Raw genomic sequence first — 24,187 nt, 5'->3', positions numbered from 1 at the left:
CCCCTATCAAGCCAAAACATCAAGCGACACCGTGCGACTGATCCATCTCAGAAACCTCATCCGATCTGCTTCGGCCCTCTTCGCCGTCGCCCTGATCGCGGGCTGCGCCACCCAAGTCGACCGCAATGGCCGGCCCATCGACAGGTTCTCCAAGCTGACCGTCGACACCAGCCCCGATCCGGGCACTCCGCCGACTCGCGAGGAACTGCTGGCCGCCCTGCAACGCGATTTCGGGAAGAAGGACACGACCTTCGCGGTCCGATCCACCCGTGATGCCGCCTGGTCCCATGTGGGCACTGTCATGTCGGGCTGGCTGGTCTGCTATGAGGTCACCGGCCCCAACCTCTTCGGCCAGATCAAGACCTATCGCAGCGGCTCCACCTACATCCGCGAGAAGAACGGCGAGCTCAAGTGGTTCTTCCAGTTGCAGGATTCCTCCATCATCAAATGCCAGTGAGGCCCGCATGGGCGCCTGCCCCAGGCCCGCGGGAAATCCGCCCGCCTCTCCCTCGTTCGCCGCGTGCTATCGCACCAACCCGGCGCCAACTCGGACCCGCGCCAGATCGCCTTCATCCATTGACCCGTCCGCTTACCCTGCACCTGCAAAAGAACGAAGGGCCCGCGAGGGGCCCTTCAACTCGGTGCGACGGCCTTGAACGGCGCTACACCAGCAGCACCAGCCGCTCCAGGATCAGCACCGCGAAGAAGCCGATGCCGGCGATCACGGTCCACTTGATCAGCAGGATGCCGCGCCGGCGCCAGATCGGCTGCTTCGTGCCGATGTAGACGGCGAAGCAGAGCAGACCGGACGCCAGCAGCAGAGCGAAGACGAGACGGAAGACGAGCACCTTCAGCGATCCTTCGGGCTCACCACGCCGGCGCCAGCTCGGCGAACCCCGCCGGCGCGTCGCGCTCGTCCTCGAAGGTCACGATCTCGTACGCCTCGGCGTCCGACAGCAGCTCGCGCAGCAGCAGGTTGTTCAGCGCGTGCCCGCCCTTGAACGAGGTGTACGCCGCCAGCAGCGGATGCCCCACGACCTGCATGTCGCCGATCGCGTCCAGGATCTTGTGCTTCACGAACTCGTCGTCGTAGCGCAGCCCCTCGGCATTCAGCACGCGGTAGTCGTCGACCACGATCGCGTTGTCCATGCTGCCGCCCAAGGTCAGCCCGCGCGAACGCATCAGCTCGATGTCCTTGGTCATGCCGAAGGTGCGCGCCCGCGCGATCTCGCGCTTGTACTGGCCGCTGCCCATGTCGAAAACATACTGCTGGCCCGTCGCCGACACCGCCGGGTTGTCGAACTCGATCTGGAAGCTCAGCGTGTAGCCGTGGTGCGGCACCAGCTTCGCCCACATCAGGCTCTTGCCCTCGCCCTTGCGCACCTCCACCGGCTTCTTCACCCGAAGGAACTGCTTGGGCGCGTTCTGCAGCTCGATGCCCGCCGACTGCAGCAGGAAGACGTAGCTCGCCGCCGACCCGTCCAGCACCGGGACCTCGTCCGCGTTGATGTCGATCAGCAGGTTGTCCAGCCCCAGGCCCGCGCAGGCCGAGAGCAGATGCTCGATCGTCTGCACCTTGGGCAGCCCCGGATCGCCCTGCGGGCTGATCGTCGTGGCCATGCGCGTGTCGCAGACGCTGTGCGTGTTCACCGGGATGTCGACCGGCTGGGCCAGGTCGACGCGCCGGAACACGATGCCCGTGCCGGGCGCGGCCGGGCGCAGCGTGATCTCCACCTTCTGGCCGCTGTGGATGCCGACCCCGACCGCACGGGTCAGCGATTTGATGGTGCGTTGCTTGATCATGGACGTATTGTCCCAAAACGGGGTCAACCCTGCTGGGCGCCGGCCTGGATCACGGCCTCATGGTCGGCCCGCGCCACCGGCAGTCTCAGCGTCACCACGGTGCCGTGCCCGGGACTGCTGTCCACGCGCAGCAGTCCGCCCAGCACCTTCGCGCGGCGCTGCAGGCCGCGCAGCCCGCGGCCCTGCGCGATCGAGGCCACGTCGAAGCCCTCGCCGTCGTCCTCGACACGGATCTCCACGCGCTTGCCGAGGTCGCGCGTCACCACCCGCACCCGCGACGCCCTCGCATGCTTCAGCGCGTTGGTCAGCGCCTCCTGCATCAGGCGCAGCACATGCAGCGCGTCGGGCGGCTCCAGCCACTCCAGCGGCGGCAGGTCGTGCACGTCCCATTCCAGCTTGAGCCCGCCGAGCTGCAGCCGCTTGCCCAGGCGGTAGCGCATCGTCGCCAGCAGCGACACGATGTCGTGACCCACCGGCTCCAGCGAGTCGATCACCAGCCGCAGGTCGTCCACGCATTCGCGCAGCACGGTCACGACCTGATCCTGCGGCATGGAGCCCTGCTCCACCGCCACCATCGCCGACAACAGCGACGAGCCCAGCCCGTCGTGCATGTCCTGCATGATCCGCTGCCGCTCCAGCAGCAGCGCCTGCTGGCGCTCGACCTCGCGCAGCTTGTCGTGCTGCGCGCTCAGTTGCACGCTCTGCTCCTGCAGCCGCTGCGCGAGTTCCCCGTTGGCGCGCTCCACCCCGCGCAGCGCCTCGATGTAGCGGAACTGCACCGCGTACAGGAAGCTCGCCAGGATCACCAGGGTCGCGAACGGCATCAGGTAGATGTGCTCCGGCCACCACCAGCCCGCGAGCAGGCCCAGGTCGTGCACGCCCAGCACGACGCCGATCACCAGCGCCGCGGCCATGACGCGCAGCTCGCGCGTGCCCTGGCGCCAGGCCACGCTGGCCACGAAGCCGGTGCCCGCCAGGCCCACGACCGCATTGCAGATGTGCAGCAGCACCAGCGCATCGAAACCGTTGCCCCACAGCGGCATCGACGCGAGACTCGACACCAGCACGAAGAGCCCGATGCCGCGCTCGAAGCGCGTGAAGCGCTGCCGCGCGAAGCGCAGCGCGAAGAGGAAGGTCAGCAGCATCACCCACGACATCGAGGCGTGCGTGACCCACCAGAACCATTCGAGCGCGTCGCGCGTGCGCGGCAGGTCCAGGTGGTAGTGGAGGTTGCGCACCAGCCACGCCACCGTCGCCAGCGAGAACAGCAGGTAGGACGGGTCCTCGCGCCGCTTCACCCACAGCACGAGCGCGAAGAGCCCCAGCGTCACCAGCGTCAGCCCGGTCGCCTGCGGCACGCCGATCTGCAGCACCCAGCGCCGGTCGTGGCGCGGCTCGAGGTCCTCGCGCGCGCCCAGCCACACGCTGGACACGGAGTAGTAGCCGGCCTGCATCACGGGGACCGCGATGATCACCTCGATCTCGCGGGCCTGCTGGATCTCGGTCAGCGCCGACGGCAGCACCACCCACAGCGGCCGCACCCATTGCTCGCGCGCGCCGGACTGGTTGTCGAAGACCGGCCGCCAGCCGTCGTCGGTCTTCACCAGCACCGCCGCCGCCAGCGCCACCAGCCGCGGCATGTAGAGCGCGACGCTGGTCGGCCAGCGGCCGTTCGGCGCGGCGTAGCGGACGCGGTACCAGCGCATCTGGAAGCGCACGTCGCTCGTGTCCTGGGTCGCTTCGCGCTGCTGCACCTCGGGCAGCCGGATCCGCTGCCACGCCGACGGGTCCTCCGGCGGCAGCAGCCCCCGCGGCAGCGCGCCGTTCGCGCCGTCCATGACGCGCAACGAGCGCCACCAGGCCTTCAGCTGATCCTGCGTCCAGTCGCTGGTGGCGACCTCCGCCTCGACCGCGCGCTGCGCGCCGGCGAGCGGCGCCGCCTCGGGCACCGGCCGCGCCGGTCCGAGCGGCGACGCGCGCGAGACCTGCGCGGCGGGGGCCGCGCCGGTCGCCTGCGCGGGCTGTCCGCCCTGCGCTCGGCCCATTTCCGGCATGAACGCGAACAGCGCCAGCACCAGGCTGGCCAGCAGCGCGATCAACAGCGGTGTCGACGGGCGGGACGCCCACGCCCGCCGCGCACGCGCGGCCGGCGGTGCCGACGTCGTTTTCCCAACCTCACCGTGGACCATGCATTTGCTCTGTCTTGTGATCGCGCGCCAGTGTGCCGAAGTTCACCGAGTGGCACGAGCGTTCATTTGCAACAGACGCCCCGCATCCCTCAAATGCGCGGGCGCGGGCGCGGGCGCGTTCCCGTGGCCGCCAGGGCAGTGCTTTGGGATGCACCGCTAGGCGCGAACCGGAGTCATAGCGGTGCTATGACGAGGATTCGCAACGACGCGGGGCGCCCAAAGCACTGCCCTGGCGGCCACGGGAAGAAAAAAGGCCACGTCCTGGCGGACGTGGCCTTGAAGCTGATGGCGTCGAGAGCGGTCGGTCTCAGTCCGCCTGCTTGCGCAGGAAGGCCGGGATCTCGATCTCGTCCATGCCGTTGGACGACAGGGCCTCGACCTTCGCCGCGGCCGTGCGGCCATGGCGCCAGACGCTCGGCACGCTCATGCCGCCGAAGTCCGTCGCGGACATCGGCGCCGCCGCCGGCGTGCCCTGCGCGGCGGCCGAACCCGGCATCACCACCGGCTGCGTCAGCACCGGCATGTTGTCGGTGCCGGTGCGCAGCTGCGGCTGCTGCACGACGAGCTGCGGCTGCTGGCGCGCCGCGGCGCGCTGGCTCAGGCCGGTCGCGATCACGGTGACGCGCAGCTGGTCGCCCAGCGATTCGTCGTAGGCGGTGCCGTAGATGATGTGCGCGTCTTCAGCGGCGTAGCGCTTGATCGCGGTCATCGCGTTGCGACTCTCGGCCAGCTTGAAGTTGTTGCGGCTGGCCGCGATCAGCACCAGCACGCCGCGCGCGCCAGACAGATCGATGCCTTCCAGCAGCGGGCAGGCCACGGCGCCTTCCGCCGCCTTGGACGCGCGGTCCGGACCGGCCGCGACCGCCGTGCCCATCATCGCCTTGCCCGGCTCGCTCATCACGGTCTTGACGTCTTCGAAGTCGACGTTGACCAGGCCCGGCATGTGGATGATGTCGGAGATGCCGCCGACCGCGTTCTTCAGCACGTCGTTGGCGTGCGCGAAGGCCTGGTCCTGCGTGACGTCGTCGCCCAGCACTTCCAGCAGCTTGTCGTTGAGCACGACGATCAGCGAGTCCACGTTCGCCTCGAGTTCCTGCAGGCCCAGGTCCGCGGCCTTGCCGCGGCGGTTGCCTTCGAACTCGAACGGCTTGGTGACGACGCCCACCGTCAGGATGCCCATTTCCTTGGCCACGCGGGCGATCACGGGCGCCGCGCCGGTGCCGGTCCCGCCGCCCATGCCGGCGGTGATGAACAGCATGTGCGCGCCGGTGATGGATTCGCGGATGCGCGCCTCGGCTTCCTCGGCGGCGGTTTTGCCGACCTCGGGTTTCGCACCGGCGCCCAGGCCGGTATGGCCCAGTTGCAGGAGTTGATCGGCCTTGGAGCGATTCAGGGCTTGGGCATCCGTGTTGGCCACGATGAATTCCACGCCCTGGACACCTTGGCTGATCATGTGCTCGACCGCGTTGCCGCCGCCGCCGCCCACGCCGATCACCTTGATCTGGGTGCCTTGATCAAACTCTTCGATCATCTCGATCGCCATATCAAACCTCCTGTCCATATTGTGCAGTTGCCATCAGCAAAATAGAAGTGGGATCCACCCTTTTTTAGGGGGCAAAACCCTCAAACGTCGTAAAGAAAGCGTGAGCCGGTCAGTGCCAGCTTCTTAGAAATTCCCCAGGAACCAGTCCTTGGCGCGACCGAACAAGGTCTTCACGGACCCCGCCTGCTGCGCCGCCTTGAATCCCCGTGTGCGCGACAGCCGCGCTTCCTCCAACAATCCCATCACGGTGGCCGACCGGGGATTGGCCACCATGTCGAACAACGCGCCGTTGTAGGTCGGATTTCCCCGGCGCACCGGTTTCAGGAAAATATCCTCGGCCAGTTCCACCATCCCCGGCATCACCGACGAACCGCCCGACAGGACGATTCCGGAGGACAACAGTTCCTCGTAGCCGGATTCCCGGATGACCTGGTGGACGAGGGAGAAGATTTCCTCGACCCGAGGTTCGATCACCCCGGCCAAAGCCTGCTTGGAGAGCATCCGGGGTGCCCGGTCACCCAAACCCGGCACTTCGACCTGATCCGCCGGATCGGCCAGCAATTGCTTGGCCACGCCATGCTCGACCTTGATTTCCTCCGCATCCTTGGTCGGGGTGCGCAGCGCCATCGCGATATCGCTGGTAATCAGGTCGCCGGCGATCGGAATCACCGCGGTATGGCGGATCGAACCGCCGGTAAAAATGGCCACGTCGGTCGTGCCGGCGCCGATGTCGACCAGCGCCACGCCCAGGTCACGCTCGTCGGAAGTGAGTGCCGCCAAACTGGAAGCGCTAGGGTTGAGCACGAGTTGCTCGACTTCCAGCCCGCAGCGACGCACGCACTTGACGATGTTCTCCGCCGCGCTCTGGGCGCCGGTCACGATATGGACCTTGACCTCCAGCCGGCCACCGCTCATGCCGATCGGTTCTTTCACCTCATGGCCGTCGATCACGAATTCCTGGGGTTCGACCAGCAGCAGGCGCTGGTCGTTCGGAATATTGATGGCCTTGGCGGTTTCCACGACCCGGGCGACATCCACCGGCGTGACTTCCTTGTCCCGCACGATGACCATGCCGGTCGAGTTCTGGCCGCGGATATGGCTGCCGGTAATCCCGGTGTAAACCCGCGAGATCCGGCAGTCGGCCATCATTTCGGCCTCTTTCAGGGCCTGCTGGATGGACTGGACGGTGGCGTCGATATTGACCACGACCCCGCGCTTCAGTCCGTGACTGGGCGCGACGCCCAGACCGGCGATGCGCAATTGGCCATCCCCCATCACCTCGGCCACCACCGCCATGATCTTGGCGGTGCCGATGTCCAACCCGACGACCAAATCCTTGTATTCCTTGGCCATGCCTGTCCTCAATTCTTCTTGGCGCCCTTGGGCGCAGTGGTAACCGTCGTCACGCCCGCGAGCCGGACCGCATATCCGGATTCGTGGCGGAGGTCCGCCGATACCAGCGAGGTGCGGTAGCGGGCGGTGATCTGGGGAATGCTGGCGATGAATTGGCCATACCGGGCGACGACCTCGGCCTCGCTGCCACGGCCGAGTTCGACGATCGCGCCCTTTTCCAGCGTCGCCTTCCAGGAGCCGCGGCCAGACAAATCCAGCCGGGCGACACCCTCGTCCAGTTTTCCGTGGGTCAGCGGATCGAGTTGCCGCCACATCGCCAGCATCGCGGCCGAGGATTTCGCGGGGCCGGCCAGGGTGGGCAGATCCTCGTCCTCGACGTCGCCGAGATTCGCCTCGAAGACCTCGCCGAAACTGTTGACCAGCCGGGTATCGACGACCGCCTCGCTGTCGGCGTCGGCGTTTTCGGCCTTGGTTTCCCAATAGGCGGCGGGGCGGTGTTCCTCGAGCGCGACGACCAGGTGCAGCGGCCAGACCCGGCGCACCGTCGCATGGCGCACCCAGGGCACCGCCTCGAAGGCGGCGCGCGCCTGCTGCAGGTTCATCGTCAGGAAGTTGCCGCTCAGTCGCGGCAGCGCATTCGCCCGCAGCGACGCGCCGCTGTTGCGGCTGACGTCGCCCTCGACCGTGATCGACTTGATCGAGAACGCCGGCTGCCGCGCCAGCCAATGCAGCCCCACGGCCCCCGCGGCCAGCGCCACGATGGCCAGCAGCAGGCCGGCCACGCCGTTCATCACGCGGATGTCCGGCGGCAGCGGGCTGGCGGTGTGGGTGAAGGTGGCGCCCATGGGGGTGGCTGGTGGGGGGGTGACCCGGCGATCCGTTCAGGCCTGGCTGTCCAGCCGCGATCGCGACAGGAGGTACAGGCACAGCTTCGGGTAGGAGATGCCGACGGCGGCGGCCGCCTTGGGCACCAGCGAATGGGAAGTCATGCCCGGCGAGGTGTTGATTTCCAGCAGGAACAGCTGGCCGTCGGAGGTGCGCCGCATCACGTCGACGCGACCCCAGCCGCGCGCGCCCAGCGAGCGGTAGGCCGCCAGCACCAGGTCCTGCACGCGGGCCTGCTCGTCGGCCGGCAGCTGGCCGACCAGATACTGGGTCGTGTCGGTGAAGTACTTGTTCTGGTAGTCGTAGTTGCCGCCCTCGGCGCGGATCTCGATGACCGGCAGCGCGATCGCGTCGGCGCCCTCGCCGAGCACCGGGCAGGTGAGCTCGGCGCCGTCGACGAATTCCTCGCACAGCACTTCGGCGTCGTACTTCGCGGCGAGTTCGACGGCCGCCTGCATGTCCGAGTAGCCCATCACCTTGCTCGCCCCGATGGAGGATCCCTCGTGCGGCGGCTTGACGAAGATGGGCAGGCCCAGTTCGTCCGGCACGGTGCGGACGCGCTCGCGCTGCAACTCGCCGCGCTTGAGGCTGACCCAGCGCGGCGTCGACAGCTTGTCGGCCAGCCAGACGCGCTTGGTGGTGATCTTGTCCATCGCGATGGCCGAAGCCATCACGCCGGAGCCGGTGTACGGGATGCCCATCAACTCGAGCGCGCCCTGCACCGTGCCGTCTTCGCCGTGGCGACCGTGCAAGGCGATGAAGGCGCGCTGGAAGCCTTCCGTCTTGAGGTCGAGCAGATTGCGCTGGCCCGGGTCGAAGGCATGCGCGTCGACGCCTTCCGACTGCAGCGCGGCCAGCACGCCGCTGCCGGACATCAGCGAGACCTCGCGTTCTGCCGAGTCGCCGCCGAAGAGCACGGCGACCTTGCCGAGCGCCTTCGCATCGATGCCGGCGATGCCGAGCTGCTGATACAGCGCCGATGGCGCCGAGGGGGCGGAAGAATTGTCGAGGTCCGTGGTCATGCGCGGCCTCCCTTCGTCATGAGTTCAACGGTGCGCGCGGGGACGGCGGCGATCGAGCCGGCCCCCATCACGATCACCACATCGCCGGCGCGCGCCTGGTGGGCGATCGCCTGCGGCAGTCCCTGCCAGTCGCCGACGAAGCCCGCCGCGGTGCCGCGGTCCGTGACCGCCCGCGCCAGGCTTTCGCCGCTGATGCCGGGCAGCGGGGACTCGCTGGCGGCATAGATCTCGGTCAGCAGCACGCCGTCGGCCTGCGCGAGGACGTCGGCGAATTCCTCGAAGCAATCGCGGGTGCGCGTGTAGCGATGTGGCTGGAAGGCCAGCACCAGGCGACGGCCCGGATAGGCGCCGCGCGCGGCCTTCAGCACGGCCTGCATCTCGACGGGGTGATGGCCGTAGTCGTCGATCAGCAGCGCGGTGCCGACGCCGGCCGCGCCGCCGGCGGACGCGCCGTCCGGGCTGGCATCGGCGGCATCGCCCGCACCCTGGTTCATGGGCAACACCGGCAGTTCGCCATAGGACTGGAAGCGCCGGCCCACGCCGCCGAAGTGGGCCAGTCCCTGCAGCAGCGCCGCGTCGTCGACGCCCAGCTCCATCGCCATCGCGATCACCGACAGTGCGTTCAGCACGTTGTGCTGGCCGTTCAATCGCAGCAGCACCTGCAGCGGCGGCAGCTCGCGGCCCTGGCGGTCGCGGCGCAGCGCGTTGAAGCGCATGCCGCCACCAGCCTCGGCGCTGACGTCGGTCGCGCGCACGGCATTGCCCGCGTCCAGCCCGTACAGGATCACCGGCCGCGACAGCATCGGCACGATGCTACGCACGCCCGCGTCGTCGCCGCACAGCACGGCCGCGCCCCAGAACGGCATCCGATGCAGGAAGTCGACGAAGGCCTGACGCAGACGGGCCATGTCGTGCCCGTAGGTGTCCATGTGGTCGGCGTCGATGTTGGTGACGATCGCCAGTTGCGGCAGCAAGTGCAGGAAGGAGGCGTCGGACTCGTCCGCCTCGACGACCATGTGCAGCCCGCCGCCCAGCGCCGCATTGGCGCCCGCGGCCAGCAGCTGTCCGCCGATCGCGTAGCTCGGATCGAGGCCGGCCTGCTGCATCACCGTCGTCAGCAGCGAGGTGGTCGTCGTCTTGCCATGCGTGCCGGCGACGGCGATGCCCATGCGCGGGCGCATCAGCTCGGCCAGCATCTGCGCGCGCAGCAGCACCGGGATGCCGTGCTGGTGCGCGGCCATCAGCTCGGGGTTGTCGGCCTTGATCGCGCTGGACTTGACCAGCACCTGCGCCGCGCCGACGTGCTCGGCGGCATGGCCGATCTTCACGTCCACGCCGAGCGAGCGCAGGCGGCGCGTGGTGTCGCTCTCGCCCTGGTCGGAGCCGCTGACGCAATAGCCCTGCGCGGCCAGCAGCTCGGCGATGCCGCTCATGCCGGCGCCGCCGATGCCGGTGAAGTGGATGCGTTGGATGGCGTGCTTCATGTGCGCACGCCATTGCCGGACTTCGCGTCCCGCGCATTCACCAGCGCCTCGAGCTCGTCGGCCACGCGCGACGCCGCGCGCGGACGCGCCAGCGAGCGCGCCTTCGACGCCATCGCCAGCCAGTGCTCGCGCGGCTGCTGGAGCAGGTCGAACAGCGCCTGCGCGCTGAGCTCGCCCTGCGGCAGGTGCGTGCCCGCGCCGTGTTGCGCCATGTATTGCGCGTTGTCGCGCTGGTGCGAGGTCGTGCTGACGACCAGCGGCACCAGGATGCTGGCGACACCGGCGGCGCACAGCTCGGACACCGTCACCGCGCCGGCGCGGCAGATCACCACGTCGGCCTCGGACAGGCGCTGCGCCATGTCGTTGATGAAGGGCACGACCTCGGCTTGCACGCCGACCTTCGCGTAGGCGGCCTGCACGAGCGGGAAGTTGGCTTCGCCGGTCTGGTGCGTGACCTGCGGACGCTGGTGCTCGTCCCACAGCGCCAGCGTCTGCGGCAGCACGTCGTTGATCGCGCGCGCGCCGAGCGAGCCGCCGACCACCAGCACCTTCAGCGGACCGTTGCGATCGGCGAAGCGCAGTTCGGGCGCGGGCAGATCCTCGATCTCGGCGCGGACCGGGTTGCCGGTGACGACGCTCTTCTTCTGCTGCGCGGCGGCAAGGCCGTCGAAGCCGAAGGCGATCTTCTTCGCCACCGGCGCGAGCGCCTTGTTGGACAACAGCAGCGCCGCGTCGGCATTCACCAGCATCAGCGGACGGCGCATCACCCAGGCCATCAGGCCGCCGGGGAAGCAGACATAACCACCCATGCCGAGCACCGCATCGGCCTGGCGCGCGCTGAAGATGTGGGCGCTCTGCCCCAGCGCCTTGAACAGGCGCACGACGCCGAGCAGCGAATGCTTGAGGCCCTTGCCGCGCAGGCCGGCGAAGGACAGCCGGTCCATCGGCAGGCCCGACGGCGGCACGAGCTTGTTCTCCATGCCGGCTTCGGTGCCGAGCCAGGAGACGGTCCAGCCACGGCGCTGCATTTCGGCAGCCACGGCCAGTCCTGGAATGACGTGACCGCCCGTACCGGCGGCCATCACGACGAGGTGACGCGTGCTCATGCGCGGCCCCCTCGCATCAGTTGTCTGTTCTGGCTGCGCCGAACCCGCAAAGCCTCGCTTCGCGCGGCCGGCTGGCCACGATGTGTCCAGCCGCTCATGCTCGGCCTCCTCGCATGAGTTGGCGGTTTTCAATATCGATTCGCAAGCAGATCGCCAAGGCAATGCAATTCAAAACGGTGGCGGAACCGCCGTAGCTCATCAACGGCAGCGTCAGGCCCTTGGTCGGGAGCGCGCCGAGGTTCACGCCCATGTTGATGAAGGCCTGGCCGCCCATCCAGATGCCGATGCCCTGCGCGTAGAGACCGGCGAAGACGCGGTCCAGCGCCACCGCCTGACGGCCGATGTGGAACAGCCGGCGCGACAGCCAGAAGAACGCGAAGATCACGATGGCCACGCCGATGAAGCCGAGCTCCTCGCCGATGACGGCGAGCAGGAAGTCGGTGTGGGCCTCGGGCAGGTAATGCAGCTTCTCGAGGCTGGACCCCAGGCCCTGGCCGAAGAACTCGCCGCGCCCGAAGGCGATGAGCGAATGCGTCAGCTGGTAGGCCTTGCCCTGCGCGTACTTCTCGTCCCACGGGTTCAGGTAGGCGAAGATCCGTTCGCGACGGAAATCGCTGAAGGTGATCATCAGCACGAAAGCGCCGATCAGCACCGCGACGCTGAGGAAGAACATGCGGCCGTTGACGCCGCCCAGGAACAGGATGCCCATCGCGATGGCCGCGATGACCATGAAGGCGCCCATGTCCGGCTCGGCCAGCAGCAGCATGCCGGTGAAGGCCAGCGCGGCGGCCATCGGCCACACGGCGCGGACGAAGTTCTCCTTCACCTCCATCTTGCGGACCATGTAGTTGGCCGCGTACATCGCGATGGCCAGCTTGGCCAGCTCGGACGGCTGGAAGTTCATGACCCCCAGCGGCAGCCAGCGGCGCGCGCCGTTGACGCCCTTGCCGACGTGCGGGATCAGCACGATCATCAGCAGCGCCAGCGCGACGACGAAGATCTTGGGCGCGTGCCGCTCCCAGAAGCTCACCGGCACCATCACGGTGATCCAGCCGGCCAGCAGGCCGATCACGATGAACAGGCTCTGACGCACGAAGAAGTGCATCGGCTGGTACTTCGCGAACTTGGGGTTGTCCGGCAGCGCGATCGAGGCCGAATAGACCATCAGCAGGCCCAGCGCCAGCAGCGACAGCACGACCCAGATCAGCGTCAGGTCGAAGCCGAGCAGACGCGTGGGCTGGCCGGACGAGGTCGAGACCCAGTCGCGCACCGGCACGTCGACGCTGCCGGCGCCACCGGCGCCCGCGGCCCCCGCGCCCATGCCGCGGCGCGAGGCCAGCGCGCGCACGCGCTCGCTCAGGTTGTCGAAGATCGATGCGGCGCTCATCCGATGAGGCCCTCGTCTTCCGCCAGTTCGCGCACGGTGGCGATGAACACCTCGGCGCGATGGGCGTAGTTGCGGAACATGTCCAGGCTGGCGCAGGCCGGGCTCAGCAGCACGCTGTCGCCCGATTGCGCCTGCGCGAGCGCCCAGTGCGTCGCGGCCTCGAGCGAGTCGTGGCGATGCATCAGGACGCCGCTGTCCTGCAGCGCGGCTTCGATCTGCGGCGCGTCGCGGCCGATCAATGCCACCGCGCGGGCATGCAGCGCGATCGGCGTCGCGAGCGGCGAGAAGTCCTGCCCCTTGCCGTCGCCACCCAGGATCATCACCAGCTTGGCCGGCGCTCGGTCGGCGCCCAGGCCCATCACGGCGGCGACGGTGGCGCCGACGTTGGTGCCCTTGGAGTCGTCGTAGAAGTCGACGCCCTTGATCGCGGTGACGAACTCGACGCGGTGCGGCTCGCCGCGGTACTCGCGCAGGCCGTGCAGCATCGGCGCCAGCGGGCAGTCGATGGACGTGGCGAGCGCCAGCGCCGCCAGCGCATTCGCCGCGTTGTGGCGGCCACGCACGCGCAGCGCGTCGGCGGGCATCAGGCGCTGGATGATGAGGTCCTCGTCATCGTCCTTGCGGCGCTTCAGGCCCTTCAGCTCTTCTTCCTGCTCGCGGGCACGGACCAGCCAGGCCATGCCGTTCTCGACGAGCAGGCCGAAGTCGCCGGGGCGGCGCGGCGCGTCCAGACCGAAGCGGACGACGTTGCGCTCCACGACCTTCGCCGGACGACCGCGGCCTTGCTTGACGGTGATCGGCGCGGGCACCAGCGCTTCGACCTCCGGGTCGTCGCGGTTGATCACGAGCACGCCGTGCTCGCCGAAGATGCGGCCCTTGGCGCGCGCGTAGGCCGGCATGTCGCCATGCCAGTCCAGGTGGTCCTGCGTGATGTTGAGCACCGCGCCGGCGCTCGGCTCGAAGCCCTTCACACCGTCCAGCTGGAAGCTCGACAGCTCCAGCACCCAGACCTGCGGCAGCACCTCGAATTCGGCGGGCTTGGGCGGCGGCGGCTTGATCGGCAGCGGTTGCTCGTCGAGCAGGTCGGCGACCGTCTCGAGCGCGGTGCGGTCGTCGGTCGGCGCTTCCACCACCGGTTCGTCGACCGGCGCCAGCAGCACATCGGCCGGATCGTCGATGGCGACATCGGCAGCGTCATCGTCGGGAACCACCGCCTCGACAGCCAAGTCGACGATCGCCTCTTCGGCCGCATCGACGTCGGTCGCCGCATCGGCGACTGCTTCGTCCTTCGGCTGCGGCATCGGCTCCTTGTCGAGCGCGTCGCCCAGCGTCCCCAGCAGCGTCGGGCCGATGTTGCCGGCCATCGCGACGCGGCGGCCGGCGCGCTCGATGAGCAGCGCGGTCATGCTGGTCGTCGTCGTCTTGCCGTTCGTGCCGGTGATCGCGAGCACGCCGGGCTCATAGCGGTACAGCGTCTTGAGCTCCACCAGCGCCTGCGCGAACAGCTCCAGCTCACCGCGCACGCGCAGGCCGATCTCCTCCGCCCTGGCGAGCAGCAGCTTCAGGCGCGCATCCAGCGGCGACAGGCCGGGGCTCTTCAGCAGCACCCAGCTGTGATCGATTGCGCCCAGCAGCTCCGGCGAGAAGTCGCCGTGCTCGAAGGCGGCGTCGGGCAGTCGCTCGCGCAGCGCGGGCAGTTGCGGCGGCTGCTCGCGGCTGTCCCAGACCGTGACGCGCGCGCCCAGGCGCGCGGCCCAGGCCGCCATCGCGAGCCCGGAGTCGCCCAGGCCCAGCACGAGCGCGTGCCGGTCCTGGAAGAGCGCCGGGAAGTGGAGGGAGGACATCGTCGTTCCGTTCCCGCTCAGCGCAACTTCAGGCTGGCCAGGCCGACCAGGCACAGCAGCATCGTGATGATCCAGAACCGGATGACGACCTGCGTCTCCTTCCAGCCCGACTTCTCGAAGTGGTGGTGCAGCGGCGCCATCTTGAAGATGCGCCGGCCCTCGCCGTACTTCTTCTTCGTGTACTTGAACCAGGTCACCTGCAGCATCACCGACAGCACCTCGGCGACGAAGACGCCGCCCATGATGCCGAGCACGATCTCCTGGCGCGTGATGACGGCCAGCGTGCCCAGGCCGCCGCCGAGCGCCAGCGCGCCCACGTCGCCCATGAACACCTGCGCCGGATGCGCGTTGAACCACAGGAAGGCCAGCCCCGCGCCCGCGAGCGCGGCGCAGAAGATCAGCAGTTCACCCGCGCCGGGGATGTAGGGGAACAGCAGGTAGCGGCTGTACACCGACGATCCGGTCACATAGGCGAAGACGCCCAGCGCCGAGCCCACCATCACCACCGGCATGATCGCCAGGCCGTCCAGGCCGTCGGTGAAGTTCACCGCGTTGCTGGTGCCCACGATGACCAGGTAGGACAGGCCGATGAAGCCGAACACGCCCAGCGGGTAGCTGATCGACTTGAAGAAGGGCAGCATCAGGTCGGCCTTGGGCGGCAGCTCGGTCGAGAAGCCGCTCGTGACCCAGCGGAAGAACAGCTGCACGACGCCGAGGAAGCTGGTCTCCGACACGCTGAAGGCCAGGTAGATCGCCGCGATCAGGCCGATGATCGACTGCCACAGGAACTTCTCGCGGCTGCGCATGCCCTCGGGGTCCTTGTTGACCACCTTGCGGTAGTCGTCGACCCAGCCGATCAGGCCGAAGCCCATCGTCACCAGCATCACCACCCAGACGAAGCGGTTGGACCAGTCGAACCACAGCAGCGTCGAGATGCCGATGCCGATCAGCACCAGCACGCCGCCCATCGTCGGCGTGCCGCTCTTGGCCAGATGCTGCTGCACGCCGTACTCGCGGATCGGCTGGCCGATCTTGAGCTCGGTCAGGCGGCGGATCACCCACGGGCCGAAGGCCAGGCCGATCAGCAGCGCGGTCAGCGCCGCCATCACGGCGCGAAAGGTGATGTAGCTGAAGACGCGGAGGAACCCGAGTTCAGAGTAATTGGCCTGCAGCCACTGGGCCAGACTAAGCAGCATGGGGGTCTCCTGGGCCGCCGGACTGCAAGGCGGCCACGATCTGTTCCATCTTCATGAAGCGCGAACCCTTGACGAGGATGTTCTGCACTTGCGGCGCGTCCTTCAGCGCGCCGATCAGCTCGGCGACGGTGTCGAACGCGCGGGCGCCCGCGCCGTACGCGGTCGCTGCGTCACGCGCGGCGGCGCCGGCCGTCCACAGCGCGGCCAGGCCCTGGTCGGCCGCGTGCGCGCCGACTTCCTGGTGGAAGGCGGGGCCCTGCTCGCCGACCTCGCCCATGTCGCCGAGGATCAGCCAGGACGCGCCCGGCAGTTCCGCCAGCACGTCGATGGCGGCGCGGACGCTGTCGGGATTGGCGTTGTAGCTGTCGTCGATCAGCGTGATGCGACGGCCCTGCCACACCGCCGTCTGCAGCGCCGAGCGGCCCTTCACGGCCTTGAACGACTGCAGGCCGTCGCGGATCGCCGCGAGCGGCGCCCCCGCGGCCAGCGTGCAGGCCGCGGCGGCCAGCGCGTTGCGGACGTTGTGCTGGCCGGCCATCGCCAGCGCGACCGGGATCGCGCCGGCGGGCGTGAGGATCTCGATCGCCCAGTGACCCGCACCGCCGGCGATCACGCTCGCATCGGTCGGCGCGACCCACTGCGCGCGGCCCATCACGTCGGCCTGGCCCTGCAGCGCGAAGCTCAGCGTCGCGCGGCCCACGGCCTGCGACTGCCACACCGGCGCGCACGGATCCTCGGCGGGGAACACCGCGACACCGGCCGTGCCCAGCGCGCCGATCACGGCGCCGTTCTCGCGCGCGACCGCCTCGACGGTGTGCATGAACTCCTGGTGCTCGCGCTGCGCGTTGTTGACCAGCGCGACCGTCGGCTGCGTCATCGCGGCCAGCGGCGCGATCTCGCCCGGATGGTTCATGCCGAGTTCGACCACAGCGGCGCGATGCCACGCGGCCTCGTTCTGGCGCAGGCGCAGCAGCGTCAGCGGCACGCCGATCTCGTTGTTGAAGTTGCCTTCGGTCGCGAGCATCGCCGCGTCGCCCAGCCAGGCGCGCAGGATGGACGCGATCATCTGCGTCACCGTCGTCTTGCCGTTGCTGCCGGTGACGGCGATCACCGGCAGGTGATGCTGCTCGCGCCAGGCTTGGGAGAGCAGGCCCAGCGCGGCCTTCGCGTCGGGCACCAGCAGGCCCGGCAGGTCGGCCTCGGCCAGACCGCGCTCGGCGATGGCCGCGACCGCGCCGGAGGCCTTGGCCTGCGCGAGGAAGTCGTTGGCGTCGAAACGCTCGCCGCGCAGCGCGACGAACAGGTCGCCCGCGCGCAGCGAACGCGTGTCGGTGTGCACGCGCAGCAGCGGCGTGGACGGCTCGCCCACCAGCGTCGCCGCCGGCAGCAGCGGCGACAGCAGTTCGAATGCGCGGCCGAGCGTCATCATCGGCGCGCTCGATGCGCCCGGAGCGGCGGAGCCGGCGTCGATCGGGGTCGTGTCGCTCACAGCCCGGCCCTCTCGATCAGCGCGGCACGCGCCGCCTGCACGTCGGAGAACGCGCGGCGTTCGCCGTGGATCTCCTGATAGTCCTCATGCCCCTTGCCGGCCACCAGCACGACGTCCCGCGCGCCCGCCTGGTCGACGGCGCGCGTGATCGCCTCGGCACGGTCGGCGATGACTTCGCGCGCGACACCCGCCGGCAGGCCGGCCTCGATGTCGGCGAGGATCTTCAGCGGGTCCTCGGTGCGCGGGTTGTCGCTGGTCAGCACGACGTGCGCGGCCAGGCGCGCAGCGATAGCGCCCATCAGCGGGCGCTTCGTCGGATCGCGATCACCACCGCAGCCGAACACGACGCGCAGCTCGCCGCCGCGCGCGGCGGCCAGCGGCTGCAGCGCGCTCAGCGCCTTGTCCAGCGCATCCGGCGTGTGGGCGTAGTCGACCACCAGTTGCGGCAGCTCACGACCGCTGCCCACGCGCTGCATGCGGCCCGGCACCGGCGTCACCAGCGCGGCGACGCGCGCGATGTCCTCCAGGCCATGGCCCAGCGCCCGAAGACCGGCGATCACGCCGAGCAGGTTGGACACGTTGTAGTCGCCGATCAGGCCGGTCTGCACCGGCACCGTCGCGGCGCCCTCGCGCAGCGTGAATGCCAGACCGTGCGCGTCATGACGCAGGTCGATCGCGCTCAGGCGCGCATCGGCCCGGTTGAGCCCGTAGGTCCAGACATCGAGCTGGCCGGCGGCGCTCAGTTCGGCGGCCAGCTCGACGCCCTTCGGATCGTCGATGTTGAGCACCGCCGCCTTCAGGCCGTCCCAGTCGAACAGCTTGCGCTTGGCCACCCAGTAGGCGTCCATGCCGCCGTGGTAGTCGAGGTGGTCCTGCGTGAAGTTGGTGAACAGCGCCACCTGGATGGTGGTGCCGCTGAGCCGGTGTTCCTCGATGCCGATCGAGGAGGCCTCGATCGCGCAAGCGCCGAAGCCGTCATCGGCCATGCGCTTGAAGGCTTCCTGCAGGCGGACCGGATCGGGCGTCGTCAGGCCGGTGGCCTCGATCGAGGCATTCGTCGTGGCGCCGGGCACCGGCGGCTGGCCGACGCCCAGCGTGCCGATCACGCCGCAGCGCGATCCCAGCAGCGTGAGCGCCTGCGCGATCCACCAGGCGCTGGAGGTCTTGCCGTTCGTGCCGGTGACGGCGAGCACGTTCAGGCGCTTGCTCGGCTCGCCGTAGAACGCGGACGCGATGCGGCCGCAGTTCAGCTTCAGGTCGGGCAGCGACGCGATGCGGGCGTCGGTGAAGCCGTACTCGGCAGCGCCCGCATGCTCGACCAGCGCGGTCGCCGCGCCGGCCGACAGCGCGCCCGCGACGAACTGCCGCGCATCCTTCGCATAACCGGGCCACGCGATGAACGCGTCGCCGGCGCCCACGGCGCGGCTGTCCGTGCGCAGCTGGCCGCTCGGGGTCCATTCCTGCAGCCAGCGGGCGGCGGCTTCGGGGGATTTCAGGTGCATCAACATGGTTCGTGCCCGCTCAGAAACTCTCGTCGACGGCTTGCAGCCGTTGCTGCGCCACGATCTGCGGCTTCACGTCGAGGTCCGGCGGCTCGCCCAGCAATCTGAGCGTCTGCGCCACGACCTGGCTGAAGACCGGACCCGCCACGGCGCCGCCGAAGTACTGGCCGTTCTTCGGCTCGTCGACCATCACCGCGACGATGATGCGCGGCTTGGAAATCGGTGCGATGCCCACGAACCACGAACGGTATTTGTGGCTCGCATAGCCCTTGCCTTCCTGCTTGTGCGCCGTGCCGGACTTGCCGCCGACGCTGTAGCCGGGAACCATCGCCTGCGGCGCCGTGCCGCCCGGGCCGGCCGCCATCTGCAGCATCCCGCGGATGTCCGCGGCGACCTTCGGGCTGAAGACCTTGATGCCGTTCACCGGCTGGTCGGCCGGGCGCCGTGTCATCGTGATGGGGATGATGTCGCCCTCGCGCGCGAAGACCGTGTAGGCGCGCGCCAGCTGCAGCAGCGACGCGGACAGGCCGTAGCCGTAGCTCATCGTCGCCTGCTCGATCGGGCGCCAGCTCTTCCACGGGCGCAGCTTGCCGGTCACCGCGCCGGGGAAGTCGATCTGCGGCCGCTGGCCCAGGCCGATCGCGGTGAACATCTCGTGCATCTCGCGCGGCTGCATCATCAGCGCCATCCGCGCGGCGCCGATGTTGCTGGACTTCTGGATCACCTGCTGCACGGTCAGGTCGCCGTGCGGGTGCGCGTCGGTCGGCGACCAGCCGGAGATCACCACGCTGCGGGGACCGGTGCTCAGCAGCGTGTCGGGACGCACCCGGCCGGTCTCCAGCGCCAGCGCGGTCGTGAACGGCTTCATCGTCGAGCCCGGCTCGAAGACGTCGGTCAGCGCGCGATTGCGCAGCTGCTCGCCGGACAGGTTCTGGCGATGCCCCGGGTCGTAGCTCGGGAAGTTGGCCAGCGCCAGCACCTCGCCGGTGTGGGCGTCCAGCACGACCACCGAGCCCGCCTTGGCCTTGTTCTCCGCCACCGCGTCGCGCACGCGCTGGTAGGCGAAGAACTGCACCTTCGCGTCGATCGACAGCTCGATGTCCTTGCCGTTGGTCTCGGGCACGCGCTCGCCGATGTCCTCGACGACGCGGCCCAGCCGGTCGCGCACGACCGAGCGCGAACCGTCCCGGCCCTGCAGGTCCTTCTGGAACGCGAGCTCGATGCCTTCCTGGCCCTGCTCCTCGATATTGGTGAAGCCGACGATGTGCGCGGCAGCTTCGCCCTCGGGGTACTGGCGCTTGTATTCGCGGTCCTGGAACACGCCCTTCAGGCCGAGTTCCTTGATCTTGCGGGCGGTCTCGTCGTCGGCCTGGCGGCGCAGGAACACGAAACGGTTGGCCGGGTCGAGGCGCTTGTCGAGCTCCGCGCGCGACATGTCCAGCAGCTTCGCGAGCTGGCGGCGCTTGTCGGGGTCGGTGTCGACCTCCTTCGGGAAGGCCCAGATCGACGGCACGGCCACGCTCGCGGCCAGCACCTGGCCGCTGCGGTCGCTGATCTTGCCGCGGCTGGCGGGCAGCTCCATCTTGTGGGCGTAGCGGGCTTCGCCCTGGCGCTGGAAGAAGTCCTCGCCGATCAGCTGGATGTAGGCCGCGCGCGCCAGCAGGCCGGTGAACGCGAGGCCCACCAGCGCGACCAGGAACCGCGAACGCCACGGCGGCGTCTTCGACGCCAGCAGCGGGCTGCTCGAATAGCTGACGCCACGCGTCGAACCGTTGCGCGCCGCGTTGCGCGAGGCGTTCCGGGCGCTGTTGCCCAGCTTCTTGCGGAGCTTGCCGATCATCGGGCGGCTCCTTGCACGGAAGGCTGCGCACGACCGCGCACACCGCTGGCCTCGATCGCCGGCGCCTCCGGATTGAACGTGATCGCCGGCGAGATCGGACGCATCTTCAACCGCTCGCGCGCGACCTGCTCGACGCGCAGGTTGGTCGCCTGCGCCTGGCGGTCGGCCATCAGCTTCTGGTAGTCGGCGTCAAGCCGGCGGCCCTCGGTCTGCGCGCGGTCGAGCTCGGTGAACAGGCGGCGCGATTCATAGGCGCTGCGCACCATGTAGATGCCGGACACCATCACCGCGGCGATCAGCAGCAGGTTCAGGCGGCCGATCATCGACGCCCCCCCTTCTTGCGCTTGCCGGTGTCCTCGGCGACCGGCGGCGGCAGCGGCGCGTCGGTGCGCTCGGCCACCCGCAGGATCGCGGAGCGCGAGCGCGGGTTGCCGCGCACCTCGTCATCGCTGGGCTTGACGCGCGCGATGGCGCGCAGCGGTTGCGGCTTGGGTTCGGCGAACGGAGCGCGGCGGTCGAACACTTCCTTGCTGTGTTCGGCGATGAAGTTCTTGACGATGCGGTCTTCCAGCGAATGGAAGCTGATCACCGCCAGCCGGCCGCCCGGCTTGAGCTTGGCCAGCGCGGCCTTCAGCCCCTGCTGCAACTCTTCAAGCTCGGCGTTGACGAATATCCGTAGAGCCTGAAATGTGCGCGTCGAAGGGTCCTTGCCCGGTTCGCGGGTTTTGACTGCACCAGCCACGACTTGGGAAAGCTCGGCGGTTGTCCGGACAAGGCGCCCGCCTTCCCGGCGAGCCACAAGCGCCTTTGCAATCGGGAGAGCAAACCGTTCTTCGCCATAGTCGCGGATCACCTGTGCAAGTTGGTCCACCTCCGCGCGGGCGATGAACTCGGCGGCGCTTTCGCCCCGCGTCGTGTCCATGCGCATGTCGAGGGGGCCGTCGAAGCGGAAGCTGAAGCCGCGCTCCGGGTTGTCGATCTGCGGGCTGGAGACGCCCAGGTCCAGCAGGATGCCGTCGACCTGGTCGACGCCCAGCGCGTCGAGCTGCGCGCCCATGTCGGCGAACGCGCTGTGGCAGATGTGGAAACGCGGGTCGTCGACCCGCGTCTGTCCGGACGTTGCGGCCGCGACCGCCTCCGGGTCGCGGTCGATGGCAATCAACCGTCCCTTCTCCCCCAGCCGTGACAGCAGCAGACGGGAGTGGCCGCCGCGCCCGAAGGTGCCGTCCACATAGATGCCGTCGGGGGTCGTGAAGGCGCCGTCCACCGTCTCGTGCAGCAGCACGGTCGTGTGGGCGAAGGCGGGGGCGGCGGAGGAAGGGGACTGCTCGCTCATGACGGTCAGAAGCTGAAGTCCTGGAGCACGGCCGGCATCTCGGACTGCATCACGGCGGCCTCGTGCGCGGCGTAGGCCTGGGCGTCCCAGAGCTCGAAGTGGCTGCCCATGCCGAGCAGCATCGTGTCCTTCTGCAGGCCGGCGGCGGTGCGCAGCTCCGGCGCGATCAGCACGCGGGCGGCGGAGTCGATCTCGACGTCCTGGGCGTTGCCGAGGAAGACGCGCTTCCAGCCGGCGGCGGACATGGGCAGCGCGGCGACCTTGTCGCGGAACTGTTCCCAGGCGGGACGGGGAAAGACCATCAGGCAGCCTTCGGGGTGCTTGGTCAGCGTGAGCTGGCCACCGCAGAGCGCCTGCAGGACCTCGCGGTGCCGAGCAGGGACGGTCAAGCGCCCCTTGGCGTCCAACGCCAAGGCACTCGCCCCCTGAAACACGACATTCGCCACTTTGCCCCACCGAATTGCACTTTCTCCCACTTTAATGGCGGGCCGCGCCCCGGTCAAGGTAATTTGGCGTTTTTCCCAATCAAATCAATTACTTAGCTCCCATTTTCAAGCCAGTGCGTGAAATAAAAGTCGTTCAAAATGAAGGACTTAACAACTGCAGTGCAAGTGATGGATCAACTCAAATCGACTGTCGTACCCGCCTGAAACCGGGACAGCGCCCCCCAGGCGGAGGCTCCGAGGTGGGGGCCAGCCGCGCTCCCACCCTGCCTCAATGAGCTATCCACCGTCCGACAGTGGCGGAAAAGTGGGAGCCATGCAAAAAGCCCGGCCAAGCCGGGCTTTTTTTGGTGGGGGAGCGGTTCGAAACCTTGCGGCCGAGGCTCAGGGGGTCGCAGCGGAAGCGGCGCTCGATGCGGCCGCCGGTCGGCCAGCGCTCGTGGAAGCCGGCGAAGCGACGGCTGCGCCCTGCCACCACTGCGGCGTCGGCCCGGGCTGTTCGATCGCCAGCGGCGAACCGATCACCGGCGTCACCAGCTCCACGTTGCGCAGCCGCGCCAGCGCGCTGATGCGCTCGAACGGGTCCTGCCAGCGGTGCATCGCCAGGTCGAAGGTGCCGTTGTGGATCGGCAGCAGGCGCTTGCCCTTCAGGTCGACGTGCGCCTGCATCGTCTGCTCCGGCTGCATGTGCACGTAGGGCCAGCGCGGGTCGTAGGCGCCGGTTTCCATCAGCGTCAGGTCGAAGGGGCCGAAGCGCTCGCCGATCGCCTTGAAGCCGTCGAAGTAGCCGGTATCGCCGCTGAAGAACACGCGCAGGTCGTCGTCGATCAGCACCCACGAGGCCCACAACGTCGAGTTGCGGTCGCTCAGGCTGCGGCCCGAGAAATGCTGCGCCGGCGTCGCGGTCAGTTGCACGCCCGCGATCGACGTGCCCTGCCACCAGTCGAACTGCTGCACCTTGGCCGCGGGGACGCCCCAGTCGATCAGGCGCTGCCCCACGCCCAGCGGCGTCACGAAGTGGCGCACCTTGGGCGCCAGCGCGAGCACGGTGTCGTGGTCGAGGTGGTCGTAGTGGTCATGCGACAGGATCACCGCCTCGATCTCCGGCAGCTCGTCGAGGGCGATCGGCGGCGCGTGGAAGCGCTTCGGACCCATGAACGAGAACGGCGACGCGCGCTCCGAGAACACCGGATCCGTCAGCCAGAAGCGGCCGCGCAGCTTCAGCAGCACCGTCGAGTGACCGAGCCGGAACAGCGTCCGGTCCGGCGCGGCCAGCAACTGGGCCTTCGTCAGCGCCTGCACCTCGATGGGGGTATCCGGCGCGGTGCCCGCGGGCTTGTGGAACATGAAGTCCCACATGATGCCCATCGTCTTCCAGAAGCCCTGCTCGGGCTCCACGGCCGGGTTGCGGAACTGGCCCTTCGCCCATTGCGGCGACTGCTCGACGGCGGGCTGGGTGCCCTCCGGCGCGGGGGCGGAGACGCCATTCGAGGGGATGGCGGCGGGCGAGGACATCACGCGGGAAGCGGTCATGGCGAGGGCTCCAACAATCAGGACGGCGGCAACGCTGCTCAGCGCGCTCAAGGAGAGCGGCAGCAAGGCGCGGGCGCTGCGGACGACGGGGTGGCGGGGAGACTGAGGGCTCATTTGAAAACTTGCACTACACAGTGTAGTTTTGCAGCAGTCTAGACGCTCAAATCTGAAAAGTAAACTCCCCGGTGTAAGATTGATGCCATGACTTCCGACGCCGCCCACCCCCTGCCTG

The 24,187-nt window shown here is 68.9% G+C and carries 20 protein-coding genes; 1 reads left to right on the top strand and 19 read right to left on the bottom strand.

The window, feature by feature from the left end:
• The first annotated feature begins 31 nt into the window (after positions 1-31).
• Positions 32-457, top strand: a complete 426-nt coding sequence (locus tag ACQ4L4_RS27855; protein WP_431102010.1) for a hypothetical protein — start codon at positions 32-34, stop codon at positions 455-457.
• A 205-nt stretch (positions 458-662) separates the two neighbouring features.
• Here ACQ4L4_RS27855 and ACQ4L4_RS27850 read toward each other — a convergent pair whose 3' ends face one another.
• From ACQ4L4_RS27850 to ACQ4L4_RS27760, 19 genes are all read right to left on the bottom strand, one after another.
• Positions 663-848: a hypothetical protein gene (locus tag ACQ4L4_RS27850; protein WP_431102009.1), complete on the bottom strand. Its 186-nt coding sequence runs from the start codon at positions 846-848 to the stop codon at positions 663-665.
• 19 nt (positions 849-867) lie between these two features.
• Positions 868-1,803 carry a UDP-3-O-acyl-N-acetylglucosamine deacetylase gene (gene lpxC / locus ACQ4L4_RS27845; RefSeq protein ID WP_377157118.1) on the bottom strand — a complete coding sequence of 312 codons (936 nt, stop codon included), beginning with the start codon at positions 1,801-1,803 and terminating at the stop codon, positions 868-870.
• Positions 1,804-1,826: 23 nt separating this feature from the next.
• Positions 1,827-3,992: a sensor histidine kinase gene (locus ACQ4L4_RS27840; RefSeq protein WP_431102008.1), complete on the bottom strand. Its 2,166-nt coding sequence runs from the start codon at positions 3,990-3,992 to the stop codon at positions 1,827-1,829.
• Between the two features lie 307 nt (positions 3,993-4,299).
• Complete coding sequence (gene ftsZ / locus ACQ4L4_RS27835) at positions 4,300-5,535, bottom strand: cell division protein FtsZ (protein WP_377157122.1); 1,236 nt, start codon at positions 5,533-5,535, stop codon at positions 4,300-4,302.
• A gap of 123 nt (positions 5,536-5,658) precedes the next feature.
• Positions 5,659-6,888 carry a cell division protein FtsA gene (gene ftsA / locus ACQ4L4_RS27830; protein WP_067276931.1) on the bottom strand — a complete coding sequence of 410 codons (1,230 nt, stop codon included), beginning with the start codon at positions 6,886-6,888 and terminating at the stop codon, positions 5,659-5,661.
• Between the two features lie 8 nt (positions 6,889-6,896).
• Positions 6,897-7,679 carry a cell division protein FtsQ/DivIB gene (locus ACQ4L4_RS27825; protein WP_431102007.1) on the bottom strand — a complete coding sequence of 261 codons (783 nt, stop codon included), beginning with the start codon at positions 7,677-7,679 and terminating at the stop codon, positions 6,897-6,899.
• A 90-nt stretch (positions 7,680-7,769) separates the two neighbouring features.
• The gene (locus tag ACQ4L4_RS27820) at positions 7,770-8,795 is read right to left on the bottom strand and encodes a D-alanine--D-alanine ligase (protein WP_431102006.1); all 1,026 of its coding nucleotides are present in this window, start codon (positions 8,793-8,795) and stop codon (positions 7,770-7,772) included.
• Positions 8,792-10,279 carry a UDP-N-acetylmuramate--L-alanine ligase gene (gene murC / locus ACQ4L4_RS27815; protein ID WP_431102005.1) on the bottom strand — a complete coding sequence of 496 codons (1,488 nt, stop codon included), beginning with the start codon at positions 10,277-10,279 and terminating at the stop codon, positions 8,792-8,794. The genes ACQ4L4_RS27820 and murC overlap by 4 nt, the downstream gene beginning before the upstream one ends.
• Positions 10,276-11,385, bottom strand: coding sequence for an undecaprenyldiphospho-muramoylpentapeptide beta-N-acetylglucosaminyltransferase (gene murG, locus ACQ4L4_RS27810; RefSeq protein ID WP_431102004.1), 1,110 nt, complete (start codon positions 11,383-11,385; stop codon positions 10,276-10,278). Before murG ends, murC begins: the two co-directional genes overlap by 4 nt.
• A 94-nt stretch (positions 11,386-11,479) precedes the next feature.
• Entirely contained in the window at positions 11,480-12,706 is a 1,227-nt protein-coding gene (gene ftsW, locus ACQ4L4_RS27805; RefSeq protein WP_431105032.1) for a putative lipid II flippase FtsW, read from the bottom strand.
• Positions 12,707-12,768: 62 nt separating this feature from the next.
• Positions 12,769-14,616, bottom strand: a complete 1,848-nt coding sequence (gene murD / locus ACQ4L4_RS27800; protein ID WP_431102003.1) for a UDP-N-acetylmuramoyl-L-alanine--D-glutamate ligase — start codon at positions 14,614-14,616, stop codon at positions 12,769-12,771.
• 17 nt (positions 14,617-14,633) lie between these two features.
• Positions 14,634-15,812, bottom strand: a complete 1,179-nt coding sequence (gene mraY / locus ACQ4L4_RS27795; protein ID WP_377157126.1) for a phospho-N-acetylmuramoyl-pentapeptide-transferase — start codon at positions 15,810-15,812, stop codon at positions 14,634-14,636.
• Entirely contained in the window at positions 15,802-17,238 is a 1,437-nt protein-coding gene (locus ACQ4L4_RS27790) for a UDP-N-acetylmuramoyl-tripeptide--D-alanyl-D-alanine ligase (RefSeq protein WP_431105031.1), read from the bottom strand. Before ACQ4L4_RS27790 ends, mraY begins: the two co-directional genes overlap by 11 nt.
• Positions 17,239-17,297: 59 nt before the next feature.
• Entirely contained in the window at positions 17,298-18,809 is a 1,512-nt protein-coding gene (locus tag ACQ4L4_RS27785; RefSeq protein ID WP_431102002.1) for a UDP-N-acetylmuramoyl-L-alanyl-D-glutamate--2,6-diaminopimelate ligase, read from the bottom strand.
• Positions 18,810-18,822: 13 nt separating this feature from the next.
• Positions 18,823-20,643, bottom strand: coding sequence for a peptidoglycan D,D-transpeptidase FtsI family protein (locus tag ACQ4L4_RS27780; protein ID WP_431102001.1), 1,821 nt, complete (start codon positions 20,641-20,643; stop codon positions 18,823-18,825).
• Positions 20,640-20,966, bottom strand: a complete 327-nt coding sequence (gene ftsL / locus ACQ4L4_RS27775) for a cell division protein FtsL (RefSeq protein ID WP_431102000.1) — start codon at positions 20,964-20,966, stop codon at positions 20,640-20,642. Before ftsL ends, ACQ4L4_RS27780 begins: the two co-directional genes overlap by 4 nt.
• A complete protein-coding gene (gene rsmH, locus ACQ4L4_RS27770) occupies positions 20,963-21,979 on the bottom strand; it encodes a 16S rRNA (cytosine(1402)-N(4))-methyltransferase RsmH (RefSeq protein WP_431101999.1) in 1,017 nt (338 codons plus the stop codon). The genes ftsL and rsmH overlap by 4 nt, the downstream gene beginning before the upstream one ends.
• A gap of 5 nt (positions 21,980-21,984) precedes the next feature.
• Positions 21,985-22,413 (bottom strand): division/cell wall cluster transcriptional repressor MraZ, encoded by a 429-nt coding sequence (gene mraZ / locus ACQ4L4_RS27765; protein WP_331614200.1) that lies wholly within the window; start codon positions 22,411-22,413, stop codon positions 21,985-21,987.
• Between the two features lie 393 nt (positions 22,414-22,806).
• Complete coding sequence (locus ACQ4L4_RS27760; RefSeq protein ID WP_431105029.1) at positions 22,807-23,937, bottom strand: MBL fold metallo-hydrolase; 1,131 nt, start codon at positions 23,935-23,937, stop codon at positions 22,807-22,809.
• Between the last annotated feature and the right edge of the window lie 250 nt (positions 23,938-24,187).

This window comes from Roseateles noduli (genome assembly GCF_050626985.1).
GTDB lineage: Bacteria > Pseudomonadota > Gammaproteobacteria > Burkholderiales > Burkholderiaceae_C > Roseateles > Roseateles noduli_A.
This window is presented reverse-complemented; position numbering and strand designations above follow the sequence as displayed.

What these genes read in the sequence shown, in the direction of transcription:
- lpxC (WP_377157118.1), bottom strand. Translation starts at nt 1,803, where the DNA reads ATGATCAAGCAACGCACCATCAAATCGCTGACCCGTGCGGTCGGGGTC.
- ACQ4L4_RS27840 (WP_431102008.1), bottom strand. Translation starts at nt 3,992, where the DNA reads ATGGTCCACGGTGAGGTTGGGAAAACGACGTCGGCACCGCCGGCCGCG.
- ftsZ (WP_377157122.1), bottom strand. Translation starts at nt 5,535, where the DNA reads ATGGCGATCGAGATGATCGAAGAGTTTGATCAAGGCACCCAGATCAAG.
- ftsA (WP_067276931.1), bottom strand. Translation starts at nt 6,888, where the DNA reads ATGGCCAAGGAATACAAGGATTTGGTCGTCGGGTTGGACATCGGCACC.
- ACQ4L4_RS27825 (WP_431102007.1), bottom strand. Translation starts at nt 7,679, where the DNA reads ATGAACGGCGTGGCCGGCCTGCTGCTGGCCATCGTGGCGCTGGCCGCG.
- ACQ4L4_RS27820 (WP_431102006.1), bottom strand. Translation starts at nt 8,795, where the DNA reads ATGACCACGGACCTCGACAATTCTTCCGCCCCCTCGGCGCCATCGGCG.
- murC (WP_431102005.1), bottom strand. Translation starts at nt 10,279, where the DNA reads ATGAAGCACGCCATCCAACGCATCCACTTCACCGGCATCGGCGGCGCC.
- murG (WP_431102004.1), bottom strand. Translation starts at nt 11,385, where the DNA reads ATGAGCACGCGTCACCTCGTCGTGATGGCCGCCGGTACGGGCGGTCAC.
- ftsW (WP_431105032.1), bottom strand. Translation starts at nt 12,706, where the DNA reads ATGGGCGCGGGGGCCGCGGGCGCCGGTGGCGCCGGCAGCGTCGACGTG.
- murD (WP_431102003.1), bottom strand. Translation starts at nt 14,616, where the DNA reads ATGTCCTCCCTCCACTTCCCGGCGCTCTTCCAGGACCGGCACGCGCTC.
- mraY (WP_377157126.1), bottom strand. Translation starts at nt 15,812, where the DNA reads ATGCTGCTTAGTCTGGCCCAGTGGCTGCAGGCCAATTACTCTGAACTC.
- ACQ4L4_RS27790 (WP_431105031.1), bottom strand. Translation starts at nt 17,238, where the DNA reads ATGACGCTCGGCCGCGCATTCGAACTGCTGTCGCCGCTGCTGCCGGCG.
- ACQ4L4_RS27785 (WP_431102002.1), bottom strand. Translation starts at nt 18,809, where the DNA reads ATGTTGATGCACCTGAAATCCCCCGAAGCCGCCGCCCGCTGGCTGCAG.
- ACQ4L4_RS27780 (WP_431102001.1), bottom strand. Translation starts at nt 20,643, where the DNA reads ATGATCGGCAAGCTCCGCAAGAAGCTGGGCAACAGCGCCCGGAACGCC.
- ftsL (WP_431102000.1), bottom strand. Translation starts at nt 20,966, where the DNA reads ATGATCGGCCGCCTGAACCTGCTGCTGATCGCCGCGGTGATGGTGTCC.
- rsmH (WP_431101999.1), bottom strand. Translation starts at nt 21,979, where the DNA reads ATGAGCGAGCAGTCCCCTTCCTCCGCCGCCCCCGCCTTCGCCCACACG.
- ACQ4L4_RS27760 (WP_431105029.1), bottom strand. Translation starts at nt 23,937, where the DNA reads ATGTCCTCGCCCGCCGCCATCCCCTCGAATGGCGTCTCCGCCCCCGCG.